The following is a 12,126-nucleotide window of genomic DNA, read 5'->3' on the forward strand; positions in this document are numbered from 1 at the left end:
CGCCAGGGATGGCCGATGGAATCAGCCGGGGTCTGTCGTGACGATACCGTTGCCCTACCTGACCGCCTCCGTTCCCGGCATCGGCGGGACGATCCGATCAACCCCCGATGACTTCCAAGTAAAAGAGCGACCCCTTTATCTCCCCTGCGGAGAGGGAGAGCATCTGTATCTCCAGATCACGAAGCGCGGACTCGGGACGCCCCAGTTGGTCCTGCATCTGAGTTCGGTTCTGGGGATCAAGGCCCGGGCCATCGGCGTGGCCGGGTTGAAAGATTCCAACGCCGTGACGACCCAGATGCTGTCGCTCCAGGGGGTGAAGCCGGAGACGCTGGCTCGCCTTCGCACGGATGACCGGATTCTGGCCGTCGAGGTGCTGGGGCGCCACCGCAACCGTCTGCGGACCGGCCACCACGCCGGCAACGAGTTTCGCCTTGTGATCCGACAGGTGTCGCCGGATGCCGGCGAGCGGGTTTCGGTCGTGCTCGATGAACTGGTCCGTCGCGGGGTACCGCATTATTTCGGCCCGCAGCGGCAGGGGCGCAAAGGGGAAAATTATCTCCTCGGCGCAGCGTTGCTGGTCGATGGGGCCCGGCGCAACAAACTGTCCAGGAGCAAGCGGCTCTGGTACCTGCATGCCTACCAAGCGCACCTGTTCAATCGGATCGTGGCCGCGCGCATTGACCGGATCGACCGGCTGCTCTCGGGCGACTGGGCAATGAAGGTGGCGAACGGCGCCTGCTTTCCCGTGGAGGACCCGGTCCAGGAGCAGCCTCGCGCCGATGCCTTTGAGATCAGTCCGACCGGCCCCCTCTTCGGGTCGCGCGCCTCCTGGGCGACGGGCGAGGCCGGAGCCATCGAGCAGGAGGCAGTGGCTGAGCTGGGCACGACCAGGGAGGCCTTGACCGCTGCCGCCAAGGCCTGCGGATTTCGCGGCGAACGGCGGGCGCTGCGGGTTCCGTTGGCGGGGTTGGACTGGTCGCTTCAGGATCGAACCCTCACCCTGTCGTTTGCGCTCCCTCCCGGCGGCTACGCGACCAATGTGCTGCGGGAGCTGATGAAAAACGAGCAGAACCTTCCCGGATAGCCTCAATCCAACGGCGAGTAACGGCCCGAGACGAAAGCCTCCGCGTCCTTCCGATCCCAGGCCTCCCGCATGGTATCATGGGGACAGGCCTTTCGTCTGGTGTCCCATGTCCCAGCCTCAATACAGCGAACTGGTTTCCCTCCACGGGCACATCATCGATTCTCTGATCCTGGCCAAGGTTCTGGATACCATCCTCATGATGGGCGGGAGCTTCGATCTGCAGGAGGTGCGGATCGGGGTGACGCGGGAGCAACCCTCCAGAGCCCGTATTCTCGTCCAGGCTCCTTCGGAAGAACTACTGGCGGAGATTCTGACTGCCATCCAGCCGCATGGCGCCGCCCCCGAAGTCGATCGGGATTGTGAAGTCGAGCCGGCTCCGGTCGACGGAGTCCTCCCGGACCGGTTCTATGCCACCAGCCACCTCCCGACCCAGGTGCGGCTGGGCGGCCATTGGGTGCCGGTTGAACCGATTGAAATGGACACGGCGATTCGAGTCGATCCGGTCAAGCGCTGCGCCGGCATCGTCCCGATGGCGGAAGTCAGGAAAGGCGACCTCGTTGTCGTGGGCCGGTCGGGCGTGCGCGTGCAGCCGCTCAGCCGGCCGGCCCGCCGGGACGTGTTCGGCTTCATGGAGGCGCAGGTGTCCTCCGAGCGTCCGCACGCGCCGTTGATTGCGGATATCGCCAAGCGGATGCAGGCCCTGCGGACATCGTTCCGGCAAGGCCATCCGGCCAGCAAGATTCTGCTGGCCGGCGGGCCGGCCATTGTCCATGCGGGCGGCCGGGATGCCTTGACCTGGCTCGTTGAATCGGGATTCGTCCAGGTGCTGTTCTGCGGCAACGCCCTCGCCGCCCATGACATGGAAGCGACCCTGTTCGGCACCTCGCTCGGCTATGGGCTCGCGGCGGGACGGACCATGCCGCACGGACATGAACATCACCTGCGCACGATCAACCGCATCCGCGGCATCGGCAGCATCGAGGAAGCGGTGCGGCAGGGCGTGATCACAACCGGCATCATGGCGGCTTGCGTCAAGCAAGGGGTGCAGATCGTCATGGCCGGAACGATCAGGGACGACGGGCCGCTGCCGGGGGTGATTACGGATTCGATGCAGGCGCAGGCGGCCATGCGGGCCGCGCTTCCCGATGTCGGCCTGGCTCTGTTGGTCGCTTCGACCTTACACGCGGTGGCGACCGGAAATCTGTTGCCGGCGACGGTGCCGACCGTCTGCGTAGACGTCAATCCGTCCGTGCCGACCAAGTTGGCGGATCGCGGCAGTTTTCAGGCCGTCGGCCTGGTCATGGACGCCGCCTCATTTTTGAAAGAGCTGGCGCGCGAATTGGGGTGGAAGCCGTGAGCCGGTTCCTGGTCTGCGCCCCGGATTACTTCTCAATCGATTACGAGATCAATCCCTGGATGCGCCGCAAGAACGAGGTCCATTCGGACCGCGCGCGGGACCAGTGGGAGGGGTTGGTCCGGGTGCTGGAACAGGAGGCTGGCGCCATCCTGGAACGGCTCGATCCGGTGCCGGGGCTGCCCGATCTGGTATTCACGGCCAACGCCGGCGTCGTACAGGGACGGCGCGCGGTCGTCAGTCGATTCCGCCATCCCGAGCGGCAACGGGAGGAGATCCATTTCGAGAACTGGTTCCGCGCGCAGGGTTATGAGGTGGGGCTGCTTGAGAAGGGGTTGTTCTTCGAGGGGGCCGGCGACCTCCTGGGATTTCCCGATACCTGGTTTGGAGGCTATCGGCAACGGTCGGACATCAGGGCCTATCCGGTGCTTAGCGAGATCTTTCAGCGGGAGATCATTCCAGTGGAACTCGTCGATAGCCGCTTTTACCATTTGGATACCTGCTTCTGCCCGCTCAGCGGAGGGGAGCTGTTGTACTACCCTCCGGCGTTCGATCCCTACGCGCAGGCCGCGATCGCGGAACGGGTTCCTGCCGTGAGGCAAGTGGTCGTGCCGGAATCCGACGCGCTCAAGTTCGCCTGCAATGCGGTCTGCGTCGGCAAGCACGTGGTTCTGCCGACCGGGTGCGAGACGACCGAACGGCTACTTCACGAGCGGGGGTACCTCACCCATCCCACCCCGCTGGATGAGTTTCTGAAATCGGGCGGCTCGGCCAAGTGTCTGACGCTGGCCCTGGATTAGCCCACGGCGTCAATCGTCAAGCGTCATTCGGAAGGAGAAGCAGGAAGCGAAAGCGGCACCTTCTTTCGTCCTTCCGACGCGATTGACGGTTGACGAATGACGATTAACGTCTCCTGCGAAAAAGCCACGAAGCGTAGATCCCGCCGATCGCAATCGTGCTGGTCTCGATGATGAGCAGCATGTGGCTGACGACTCCCTCGGGCGGTCGTGACCAAAGCGGGTAGAAGCCCAGAAATTCAGGAGACCGATCGGGAGGAGACTCCCATGGCGGGAACAGCACGGCGAGGATCAAGATCCCGACCATCGCATAGAGGATCGTCATGTTCATCTCTTCTTTGATCGCGGGAGTCTGTGCTTTCCGCCCCTCAGAGGCCCGTGAAGGTTGCGGGTGCCCGCATTGCGGGCAGAATCGGGCCTCCAATTCGAGAACAGCTCCGCATTTGACGCAGGTGCTGAGCATGGCCAGGCCGAAGTATGGCCGGCGGGGTCCGAACCGTCAATATGACGGCAGTTTGGCGTGCCGCACGATGTGCCTGCAGGCGCGGAAGTCGCGGAAGTGGTGAAGGTTAAAAATGGTAGCCGAGGCCGAGCACAAAGTGGTGCATATTGTAGGTGCCGTTGAAGCCGAAATAATCGGGCTTCTCGTCGAAGCGGAAACGGGCATGGTTGAACTTCCATTCGCCGAAGAGCGCGAAGTGCCTGGTGACGAAGTAGCGGATTCCGACCTGAGTATTCAATCCGAGCCTGGTGTCAGATTGGGAGTCGGAGGAATTGGGGTCCTTGATGCGCGCGAAGAACAGCCCGGGACCGATGGCGACGTAGGGCTGTAACCGTTTCCCGGGGTAGCGAAAGACGAGATTCACCGGCGCCCAGGTCACGACGCGGAAGTAGGCGCCCGGCAACTCGGCGGTGGCTGAGACGGGAGGAACGGTCAAGGTCAGCGGCTGCTGCTTGATGTGGGGGTTCGTCATGAACGCTTCCGTCTCGAGGCCGAACCAGGGGGCGCGGTTGAAGAAATGACCGAACTTGGCGCCGAACAGCAGCGAGGACTTCAACGCATTGTCCGAAAAGGTCGAGCCCTCGGGGAAGGATCCGGTCAGATCGACATTGGTCAGCCCTCCGCTCATCGAAGGGACCGTGAGACCAAATTGTCCAGCCACGTAGGATTCCGCCTGCGCCGTCCCTTGTGCCGCGGCCATGAGAGAGCCGGCGAGCAGGCAAACCCTGGCCGTTATCCGAAGCATGGAAAAAGATTGATCAATGGCCATCTTGAATATTCCTCCTGCGTTGCTTGTGTCCGGGGAGAGGGTGTTGGTCATGGAAAACTCCCACTAGGGAAACGCAAAGGGCATGCCGAGACATGGGCCGATCTGCGGTCTCCTATGCTCTTACAGCGGACTTCCTCCGAAGTCTAATAGAAACGCCAAGTCCGACGGGGTCGCTTCTGCCGACATGTGGACTTGGTAATTCTTCGTGACGAGACGGCGACGAGCCGGACATGATCTTGCCTGGAGATGTCGGATCGCGTCCGACTTCCTTCCGATGAAGCCGTCTTCATTGACAGCGGAGAAACGCGGTTTCTATAATCCGCATCTCTCCGCCCGACGATCAGAACGCGACCGATCGCCATCCATGCATGACTGACTCCACTCGAACATTCCATCGCATCGCCGTCGTCGGAGCCGGCGCCTGGGGAACGGCCCTTGCGGCCCATCTCGCCAGGAAGTCGCTTTCCGTCGCCTTGTGGGCCTATGAGCCGGAGGTGGTGGAGACGATCCGCAGAGAGCGCGAGAACCGAATGTTTCTCCCTGGCATTGCCCTTCCTCCCTCCTTGGGCGCGACCCACTCGCTCGCGGAGGCGCTAAAGGGAGCAGAGGTCCTCTTGTTTGCGGTGCCCTCTCATGCGGCCCGGTCGGTCCTGACGCGCATCCACGAGACCGGTCATCCGGCCGGTCCCGTGATCAGCGCGACGAAGGGCATCGAAGAAGGCTCGTTTGAGCTGATGTCTGAAGTCGTGATCCACACGTGGCTGCGTGGCAACGCGGACCTGTTGGCCGTGCTGTCCGGTCCCAGCTTTGCCGGCGAAGTGGCCAGAGAGTTGCCGACCGCCGTCACCTTGGCCGGGTCGGACCGCGAATTGGTGCGCGATCTCCAAGCGCTGCTCATGACGCCACGATTCCGGGTCTACGGCAGCAGCGATGTCGTGGGGGTGCAGCTCGGCGGCGCGCTCAAGAACGTGATCGCGCTCGCCGCCGGCGTGGTGGATGGGTTGGGCCTTGGGCACAACACGCGCGCGGCGCTGATCACGCGGGGGCTGGCAGAGATCATTCGCCTCGGGCAGGCGATGGGCGCCGACCCGCGCACCTTCTACGGCCTGTCCGGCGTGGGAGATCTCGTGCTGACGTCGACGGGACCGGCCAGCCGCAACCATCAGGTGGGGCTGCGACTCGGGCAAGGAGAGCGGCTGACCGACATCTTGAACAGCATGCAGGCCGTAGCGGAGGGGGTGCGCACCGCCCGGGCGGCGCTGGGCCTGGCCCGGCGCCACCGGGTCGATATGCCGATCGTCCAAGAAGTCTGCGCGGTGCTCTTCGAAGGGAAGGCTTGCGACCGTGCCGTGAGGGATCTGATGGAGCGGGGCGCGAAGGAAGAGGTGGTCTGTTGAAGGGGAAACGGTCCGCGCCATGACACGCGAGCAGGTCACGCGGCTGTTGGCGCAATTTCGACGGGGCCGGCTCGATGAGTCGGCGGTCGTCGATCGGCTGCGGTCTCTTCCGGCCGAGCACCTGGGTTTCGCGACGGTCGATCATCACCGGTCCCTCCGGCAGGGGTTTCCCGAGGTTATTTTTTGCGAGGGCAAGACCACGGCGCAGGTGACGGCGATCGCCGCGCGGCTCCTCAAGCGGCACCGGTTGCTGTTGGCGACCCGCGTCTCGCCCGAAACGGCGCGAGCCTTGATGAAGCTGGACCGTTTGGCCCGGCACCATCCGGAGGCGCGCATCGTCACCGTGCAACCGGGGCGGCGTGAACAGAAGGGCCATGTGCTTGTGCTCACGGCTGGGACCGCGGACGTTCCCGTGGCCGAAGAGGCCCGTATCACCGCGGAGGTGATGGGCAGCCGTGTGGAGACCCTCTATGACGTCGGAGTCGCCGGCATCCATCGCGTGCTCAGTCAGCACAAGCGTCTGCAACAGGCCCGGGTCCTGGTGGTTGTGGCGGGGATGGACGGGGTGCTCCCCAGCGTGGTCGGCGGGCTGGTGGACCGGCCGGTAATCGCGGTACCCACGAGCACGGGCTACGGAGCGAGCCTCGGCGGCTTCGCGGCGCTCCTGACCATGCTGAATGCCTGCGCGGCGGGGGTCGGGGTCATGAACATCGACAATGGGTTCGGCGCGGGCTGCCTCGCGCACCGGATCAATATGCTGGGGGAGGAACGTCGGTTGTCAATCGTCAAACGCCTCCCTCACCGCCTCCTCTCCCCCAGGGGGAGAGGGGGACGCAACAGTCGGCTACGAGATTGACGGATGACCAGTGACGAATGACCGTTTCTATTTCACTTCCATCGTCCCGCGCTTGGGCCAGGAGACGGTGAGGGTGCGGGGGGTACTGTCTCCGTCCCCGATGATCTTGGCGCGGAGTTCGTAGCGGTACTGGCCGGCCTGAGCCTCCTGCCTGGTGTGGTCTTTCCCGTCCCAATTCAACGTGACGGTGACCCTGGGAGAGGGGCCTCGATTGGGATGGTCTCCTGCGGGAGAGGGACGGGGAGCCTGGTAGCCGATAGCGTCTAACATGGGAGCGACCGGTTGGCGGTAAGTCAGAAAGCGGAGACTGGTCTTGGATGGCGAGCTCAGCAGACAGGTGACTTCGAGCAGGCTCGCGCGTTCGACATCCGAGGGAAGGTCGATCGCCAGCGTGAATTGCAACTCGCCGCGCGACGGCACATAGGGCACCGGCTTGATTCGGACATCGACGATGCGAAGGTCCGGTTCCTTCTTGGGGGCGGCTTTCGATTTGCGCGCGGCCTGGGCGGCGTCCGGGCCCAGCAGACAGACTACCGCCACGCAGAGGACGCCGATGGCCGTCTTCCAGGTCGTCAGATCGGTCATGGCGTCGGCATGCTGGCCATCGTGATCCTGTCCAGTCCGCTGAGCGAGGAGAGTTGCGAGTGCGGCGTGGGATGACACCGGATAACATAGGCCCTGATCTCTGTCAATCGGACAACGGATTCCGCCGGACGAATCGATTGTCCCGATCGCCGCATTCCCGATTCGAAGAGACATTTGCTAAGATGCGCGCAGGTCGCGCGGCGCCGCACGCCGATCTCGGCCGATGAGTCGGTGGTCGATGCAACTGAACGAGAGCCACGAAGACGATGACCATGCATCTCCATTTTGATTGTTTCTCCGGGATCAGCGGCGACATGATGCTGGGGGCCCTGGTCGATGGGGGTTTGCCAGTCAAAGATCTCCGCCGCGGGCTCGCGTCGCTCGGCATCACGGGCTATGAGATCCGGGCCAAAAAAGTCATGCGCAACGTCATCCAGGCCACCAAGGTCGATGTGGTGATCCATCGATCGATGAAACACCCCTTGACCTTTCGCCAGATCCTGCGGCTGATCGAGGGGAGCCGATTGCCGGCGCGGGTCAAAGAGTTGGGACGAGAAGTCTTCACGCACATTGCGGAAGCCGAGAGCGTTGTGCATGGCGTGCCGGTGGAACAGGTGCATTTTCACGAGGTCGGGGTGGTCGACTCGCTCGTCGATGTGATGGGCACGTTGCTGGGCTGCCAATTGTTGGGCGTGTCGCGCGTCACGGCCTCTCCGGTCAATGTCGGGACCGGCTTCGAGCAGTCGGCCCATGGGACCCTGCCGGTTCCCGGTCCTGCGGTCGCGCGCCTGGCGCAGGGTGTGCCGATCTACAGCGAAGGCCCGAGACGGGAATTCACGACCCCGACCGGCATCGCGGTGCTTCGCACGCTCGTGGAGGAGTTCCGCGCCCTCCCGCCGATGTCGCCCACGGCCGTCGGGTACGGAGCCGGAGAGGCCGATCCTTACGGATGGCCGAATGTGCTGCGGCTGTTTCTCGGGGAAGTCCGGGACGGCGCCGGCGCCGACACGGAGTCGGTCTTTGAGATCGAGACGAACCTCGACGACCTGAATCCCCAGGTCTACGAAACCGTCATGGAACGGCTCTTTGCGGCCGGCGCATTGGACGTGACCTTGGCGCCGGTCGTGATGAAACGGGGGCGGCCCGGCACGGTGCTGACGGCGCTTGCCAACAAGGATCGAACCCGCCAAGTGGCGGACGTGATGCTGCGGGAGACCACCGCTTTGGGCGTTCGCTATCGGGAAGTGGCCCGCGAGGTGCTGCCGCGCACGTTTCAGCGCGTGTCGACGAAGTACGGGCCGGTCCGGATGAAGGTGGCGTCGCGCAACGGCGTGCCGATCAGGGCGGTGCCGGAATATGCGGATTGCCGGGCGCTGGCCGAGCGGTCAGGCAAGCCCGTGCGGGAGATCATGGAAGAGGCGATCGTGACCTATCATCGCAAGCCCGCGCGCTCGCCCTCCGGGAAACGGTCGCAGAGGAAACGAGCGTGATGATCGGTGAAGGGTCCTCGTGACGATTGTCCTCTACACGCTCCTGTTCCTCGCGTCGATTGTCGTCACGCTCGCCGGCTGCCACCTCTTCACCAACGGGATCGAGTGGGTCGGCAAGCGGCTGAATGTCTCCGAAGGCGCCGTCGGCAGCATCTTTGCGGCGATCGGCACGACCTTGCCGGAAACCTCCATTCCGATCATCGCCATTTTCTTTGGAACCGGACCGGAACAGACCGCGGTCGGACTCGGGGCGATCCTGGGCGCGCCCTTCATGCTCAGCACGCTGGTCTTGCCGATCCTGGCGGGCTTGCTGCTGCTCTACGCCAGGCTGGGCAAGAGGACGGCCAAGTTTCATTTGAACTATCGGGAGGTCCGGCTGGATCTGCAATTCTTTCTGCTGGGCTACGGCGCCGCGCTGCTCTGCGCGCTGACGCCCAACAAGGCGCTTCATTATGCCGCCGCGACGCTGTTGATCGCCGCCTATCTCTATTATATGAAGATGAAGCTCTCGGCGCCGGGAGAGGAAGGAGAAGGGTCGGCGGTGGAACCATTGCTCTTTGCGAAGCAATCGGCCAAGCCTTCCTTCGGCATGATCGGCCTTCAGGCGGCGGTCGGCATGGCCGGGCTCGTCGGAGGGGCCCACATGTTCGTGACGGCGGCCCATTCGCTGGCCGAATCGCTCCATGTCGCGCCCCTCATCCTGGCCCTGCTGATTGCGCCGCTCGCGACCGAGCTTCCGGAGATGTCGAACAGCTTTCTCTGGCTCTACCGGAAGAAGGACCAACTCGCGGTGGGTAATGTGACCGGCGCAATGGTCTTCCAGGGAACCTTTCCCGTGTCCCTTGGCCTGATCGGAACCGAATGGGCGCTGGGTCCGTCGGCGCTCCTCACGATGGTCTTGGCCGTATTTGCCGGCGGGGTCACCTTGCTGCAATTGCTGGGAGGCGGACACTGGCGCCCCTGGCTGTTGACCGGCGGCGCGATCCTGTATATTGGCTACACCCTCTATCTCTATGGCTCGTGACAGAGACAGAATCGCGGGCGATCGGCCGCCCCTGCTGGGTATCACGATGGGGGACCCGGCCGGGATCGGTCCGGAAGTCGTGGCAAAGGCGCTGGCCAAGGCCTCGGTCCGCCGTGGATGCCGGCTCCTCGTCATCGGGTCTTTTCCCGTGATGGAGCGGGCGCTCAAGCTGCTGCGCTCGCCCTTGAAGGCGGTGAAGGTCACCGATGTCGGGCTGGTCTCGGCCGGACCGAAGCAGGTGCCGGTTTGGGATCCCCTGCCCCAGCCATTGGATTCTTTCGAGATCGGCAAGGCGGCGCCGGAAACAGGCGCCGCCTCCGTTTCCTTCATCACCGAGGCGGTCCGTCTGGCCGAAGCGGGCCTCATCGACGCGATGGTCACCGCGCCGATCAACAAGGAAGCGATGCACATGGGCGGGTACCGCTACCCGGGCCACACGGAGTTGCTGGCCGACCTGACCAAAAGCACCGAGGTCGGCATGATGATCTTGGGCGGGCCGCTGAAGATCATGTTCACGACCACGCACGTTGCGCTCCGGGAGTTGCCCGAGAAATTGACCGTGACGGCGATCGTCAAGGCGATCCGGTTGGCCGACCTCGCGCTGCGGGAGTCGTTCTGCATTCGAAAGCCACGGATCGGGGTAGCGGCGCTCAACCCCCACGCCGGCGAACACGGCTTGTTTGGCGACGAAGAACAGACCACGATCCAACCGGCGGTGGCTCAAGCCCGGCTGGCCGGCATCGATGCGAGCGATCCGCTGCCGGCCGATACGTTATTCGGCAAGGCGGCCAGAGGCGCCTATGACGGAGTGGTGGCCCTCTATCACGACCAAGGGCTCATTCCGTTGAAGCTCGTTGCGTTCGGGACCTGCGTCAACATGACGGTCGGGCTCCCGATCATCCGCACCTCGGTCGATCATGGGACCGCCTACGACATCGCCGGCCGAGGGGTGGCGGAACCGGGCAGTTTGCTTGAGGCGATCAAACTGGCCGCACAGTTGGTCCGTATCCGCCGGCAGGCCGCTCGCACCGGTTCACGCCGGACTTCACGATGACTTCAACAATGGGTAGACCATGAGCACTTCGCAAACGGCACAGCAGATCATCGACGGCCAGTTACGCGAACTCGACGGGATTGTGAAGCGGCTCCTGCAGGATCTGAATATCGCCGCCGGAGCCGAACGGGTGGCCAAGTGGCAGGCGGCAACGGCGGCCCTCCTTAAGCCCCATGTGGGCGAAGCGGAAGCGGCAAAGTTCGCCCGGATGAAACCGGGGCCCTCCTTCACGAATGATCTGGTGGAAGAGTTCACGGACCAGGCCGAAGAATATCGAACCGCGCTGAAAGCGCTCGCGAAGAAGGTTCACCCGCAGACCCCGCCCGGCGGTTGACGGCACTCCTCCAGGATGCTCCCCCGCCCGCTCAAGCAACTCGGCCAGCACTTTTTGATCGATACGAACATCGTGCGAAAGATCGTCGCCCTGGCCGATCTTTCCGGACAGGAGACAGTGTTCGAGATCGGGCCGGGACGGGGGATTCTGACCCGCGCCCTCTGCGGCGTCGCCTCCCGCGTCATTGCCGTCGAGATCGACCGGCAACTGTACGAACACCTCCGGGACCACACGAGGGATTGCGCCAACCTGGAGCTTCATCACGGAGACGCGCTGAACTTTCCCTTGAGCAGTCTGCCGGAGGAGGCCGTCGTGGTCGCCAACCTGCCCTATTATCTTTCCACGGCCCTGCTGTTTCGCCTGCTGGACCATCGGGATCGCTGCTCGCGCTTGGTGTTGATGCTGCAAACAGAAGTGGCGCGCCGCCTCATTGCGGGGCCGGGGAGCAAGGACTATGGCGTGCTCTCCGTGCTTACGCAGGTTGCGGCCGAGGTGGAGTTGGCCTTTCATGTGTCCGCCCAGTGTTTTCGGCCCAGGCCGGAGGTCGGCTCGTCGGTGGTGAAACTGCGCATCACACGGCCCGGGCTCGTCCCGCCGGCGCAGGAGAAAGTGTTTCGGCTTGTCGTGCGGGCCTCGTTCGCGCACCGGCGCAAACGGCTGCTCAACTCGCTGCGCGACGAGGGGTTTGCGCCGGCTGCGGTGCAGGCGGCCTTGGCGCGGCTCCGCCGCTCGTCCGATTGCCGGGCGGAGGAATTGTCGCTCGAGGAGTTTGTGCAACTTGCCGAGGCGTTGGGGCAACCGATGGAGTCCGATGCCGTTCACGGCGACTCGGGACCGAGTGTATAAGCATCGGCAACGCCGCTCAGGACCGTGCGTGGCG

Annotated in this window: 13 protein-coding genes and 1 pseudogene; 10 read left to right on the plus strand and 4 right to left on the minus strand. The window is 64.0% G+C overall.

Going from position 1 to position 12,126, the window contains the following annotated elements:
- The first annotated feature begins 37 nt into the window (after positions 1–37).
- From truD to QWI75_RS03950, 3 genes are all read left to right on the plus strand, one after another.
- Entirely contained in the window at positions 38–1,084 is a 1,047-nt protein-coding gene (gene truD, locus QWI75_RS03940; protein WP_289267386.1) for a tRNA pseudouridine(13) synthase TruD, read from the plus strand.
- A gap of 106 nt (positions 1,085–1,190) precedes the next feature.
- Positions 1,191–2,441 (plus strand): ornithine cyclodeaminase, nickel-pincer nucleotide-dependent, encoded by a 1,251-nt coding sequence (locus tag QWI75_RS03945; protein ID WP_289267387.1) that lies wholly within the window; start codon positions 1,191–1,193, stop codon positions 2,439–2,441.
- Positions 2,438–3,238 (plus strand): dimethylarginine dimethylaminohydrolase family protein, encoded by an 801-nt coding sequence (locus QWI75_RS03950; protein WP_289267388.1) that lies wholly within the window; start codon positions 2,438–2,440, stop codon positions 3,236–3,238. Before QWI75_RS03945 ends, QWI75_RS03950 begins: the two co-directional genes overlap by 4 nt.
- Positions 3,239–3,341: 103 nt before the next feature.
- Here the strand turns inward: QWI75_RS03950 and QWI75_RS03955 are convergent, their stop codons facing one another.
- The 3 genes and pseudogenes from QWI75_RS03955 to QWI75_RS03960 all read right to left on the minus strand — a co-directional run bounded on the left by QWI75_RS03955 (position 3,342) and on the right by QWI75_RS03960 (position 4,506).
- Entirely contained in the window at positions 3,342–3,560 is a 219-nt protein-coding gene (locus QWI75_RS03955; protein WP_289267389.1) for a hypothetical protein, read from the minus strand.
- Between the two features lie 66 nt (positions 3,561–3,626).
- Positions 3,627–3,698: pseudogene (locus QWI75_RS22640) on the minus strand (zinc-ribbon domain-containing protein); the annotation flags it as partial.
- Positions 3,699–3,804: 106 nt separating this feature from the next.
- Positions 3,805–4,506 carry a porin family protein gene (locus QWI75_RS03960; protein WP_289267390.1) on the minus strand — a complete coding sequence of 234 codons (702 nt, stop codon included), beginning with the start codon at positions 4,504–4,506 and terminating at the stop codon, positions 3,805–3,807.
- A gap of 368 nt (positions 4,507–4,874) precedes the next feature.
- Between QWI75_RS03960 and QWI75_RS03965 the strand changes: the two genes are divergently transcribed.
- Both QWI75_RS03965 and larB read left to right on the plus strand, forming a co-directional pair.
- Positions 4,875–5,903, plus strand: a complete 1,029-nt coding sequence (locus QWI75_RS03965) for an NAD(P)H-dependent glycerol-3-phosphate dehydrogenase (RefSeq protein WP_289267391.1) — start codon at positions 4,875–4,877, stop codon at positions 5,901–5,903.
- A 19-nt stretch (positions 5,904–5,922) separates the two neighbouring features.
- Positions 5,923–6,759, plus strand: coding sequence for a nickel pincer cofactor biosynthesis protein LarB (gene larB, locus QWI75_RS03970; RefSeq protein ID WP_289267392.1), 837 nt, complete (start codon positions 5,923–5,925; stop codon positions 6,757–6,759).
- 27 nt (positions 6,760–6,786) lie between these two features.
- On the opposite strand, the gene QWI75_RS03975 is transcribed toward larB, so the two are convergent.
- Positions 6,787–7,344 carry a hypothetical protein gene (locus tag QWI75_RS03975; RefSeq protein ID WP_289267393.1) on the minus strand — a complete coding sequence of 186 codons (558 nt, stop codon included), beginning with the start codon at positions 7,342–7,344 and terminating at the stop codon, positions 6,787–6,789.
- Positions 7,345–7,610: 266 nt separating this feature from the next.
- Here QWI75_RS03975 and larC point away from each other — a divergent pair, with 266 nt between their 5' ends.
- From larC to rsmA, 5 genes are read left to right on the plus strand one after another with little or no spacing between them, the layout of a single operon-like run.
- Positions 7,611–8,834 carry a nickel pincer cofactor biosynthesis protein LarC gene (gene larC / locus QWI75_RS03980; protein WP_289267394.1) on the plus strand — a complete coding sequence of 408 codons (1,224 nt, stop codon included), beginning with the start codon at positions 7,611–7,613 and terminating at the stop codon, positions 8,832–8,834.
- Between the two features lie 19 nt (positions 8,835–8,853).
- Positions 8,854–9,858, plus strand: a complete 1,005-nt coding sequence (locus QWI75_RS03985) for a sodium:calcium antiporter (RefSeq protein ID WP_289267395.1) — start codon at positions 8,854–8,856, stop codon at positions 9,856–9,858.
- A complete protein-coding gene (gene pdxA, locus QWI75_RS03990; RefSeq protein WP_289267396.1) occupies positions 9,848–10,912 on the plus strand; it encodes a 4-hydroxythreonine-4-phosphate dehydrogenase PdxA in 1,065 nt (354 codons plus the stop codon). Before QWI75_RS03985 ends, pdxA begins: the two co-directional genes overlap by 11 nt.
- A 19-nt stretch (positions 10,913–10,931) precedes the next feature.
- The gene (locus QWI75_RS03995) at positions 10,932–11,246 is read left to right on the plus strand and encodes a hypothetical protein (protein ID WP_289267397.1); all 315 of its coding nucleotides are present in this window, start codon (positions 10,932–10,934) and stop codon (positions 11,244–11,246) included.
- Positions 11,247–11,261: 15 nt separating this feature from the next.
- Positions 11,262–12,092, plus strand: a complete 831-nt coding sequence (gene rsmA, locus QWI75_RS04000; protein WP_289267398.1) for a 16S rRNA (adenine(1518)-N(6)/adenine(1519)-N(6))-dimethyltransferase RsmA — start codon at positions 11,262–11,264, stop codon at positions 12,090–12,092.
- Positions 12,093–12,126: the final 34 nt, after the last annotated feature.

It is taken from the genome of Nitrospira tepida, assembly GCF_947241125.1.
Classification (GTDB): Bacteria; Nitrospirota; Nitrospiria; order Nitrospirales; family Nitrospiraceae; genus Nitrospira_G; species Nitrospira_G tepida.